This is a genomic window from Microcoleus sp. AT3-A2, assembly GCF_036705685.1.
In the GTDB taxonomy this organism is placed as follows: Bacteria; Cyanobacteriota; Cyanobacteriia; order Cyanobacteriales; family Microcoleaceae; genus Microcoleus.
Window position 1 is genome coordinate 1 of record NZ_JAUBVF010000155.1, and the last position, 1,539, is coordinate 1,539.

Here is a 1,539-nt window from a genome sequence, read left to right on the forward strand (position 1 = left end):
ACAACAAACTACATTGAAACTTAGTCGGATTTAACTGTAGCATATTTTGGGTTCCAGTTAAGATGCGTTTACCCTGCTTCCAGGTTTCTTCCCAAGCTATGTTAAATTCTAGAAGTTCGTAATTTTCTTCGCTCAATTGTCGAGCCAGTTTTTCTTTGAATTGCTGTTTTTGAATTGGCATAGCGAATTCTAAGAAGTTGTCGGGTATTTCGAGAGCTAAATACGTCTTAGCTCGGATTTTGAGGTCAGCAACAGACAAACTGCGAGCGACTTTTAACTGCTGAGGTGCAGGAATATCTATGGTACAACTTGTCGGGAAGCCTGGAAACAATTTAATAGGAAAGAGATAAGATTGGTCGAGAGTCGAGATGAAAATGTGGTGTTCAGTCAGCGATTCTACTTGAAAAATAGTTGTGTTACTGAATTGTACCTGTTGCGAATTAGCAAGTACGATGGTTGTGCAAGCTGGAAGTTCTCCAGTAGTTTTTTGAGGAATAAACTGAGGCACAAGGGAGATTTTGAGGACACGAATTTCATCAAGTGTATAATTCCAAGAAAAGCTGTCTTCGCTGTTACTAGCATCCCAGGTAATTCTTACAGGTCGATCGGTTTGATTTAGAGAAGTGACAGTACCGTAATGCTTACCAGTTTTGATGATATCGCCTACTTTAAAGGGAAGTTGATCGGAAGGAGGCGGAGTGAGAAAAGGGAAAATTACCGCTACCACTTCTTTAACTTCACTGGGGGGAGTGTTGTCAGATTTAGAGCAAATATTTGAGAGACCGATTAAAGCGGTGTTAGAGTCCATAACCTTTGAGAAGTTAATTTTTTTTCAACTTCTCCCGTTAGGGGGTATCTTCTCGAACAGAAGCCTAAAACTTTCTAGTTTTCGCTAGCATCTTTGGTGCATATAAAGCAAATTTAGGCTTTATTTAGGCTTTAAATTTGTTTAAGTCCCGCTAGATATATCGCCATGCTGTCAAGATCACGATATGGAAAACTAAGCGAGCAAAGATGCCCACTTCTGAAAAAATTGCTGCCGCCATAGAGACGATAGACCACTTGGTAGCTTGGCTACAAGATACCGGACTGAGTGCGTCCGCGATCGCCCAGTTTAAATTCAACTCGCTGGCCTCTATGTACCCAGAACTCAAAGGGGTAGCAGAGACGGCAAAACAACTGATTGGTGCAGCTTCCCCTTTGACAGAAGTTGGGATGACAGTAACGGAACTAGCAGCAATACTCACAGATAACTTAGAGTGCAAAATCAAGCCAGATTTAGTCAACAAAGCTCTAGTTTCATTGGGGTATCAAGAGCGTAATGAAGCCAAGCGAATTTGGATACTGACACAAGCCGGCTCAGCTCATGGTATTTTCTTGCTGGCTACTTCAACAACAAACAAATGGAGTGGTTCTCAAATAAAGTGGTATCGCTCTCTAATTCCCATCTTACTCCTTTCCCGCTCAAAGAGTACAGAAAATGCTATAGTAAAAAAAAGCGAGGAAAATATCAATGAATCTGAGCCAAAGATTGCGATT

1 protein-coding gene and 1 pseudogene are annotated in these 1,539 nt (G+C 41.2%); one reads left to right on the forward strand and one right to left on the reverse strand.

Annotated features, from left to right (window positions below):
- A pseudogene (locus tag QUB37_RS29620) lies at positions 1-808 on the reverse strand (hypothetical protein); the annotation flags it as partial.
- A 206-nt stretch (positions 809-1,014) separates the two neighbouring features.
- Between QUB37_RS29620 and QUB37_RS29625 the strand changes: the two are divergent.
- Positions 1,015-1,539: hypothetical protein (locus QUB37_RS29625; RefSeq protein ID WP_333168802.1), on the forward strand; the 525-nt coding region annotated here is incomplete at its 3' end.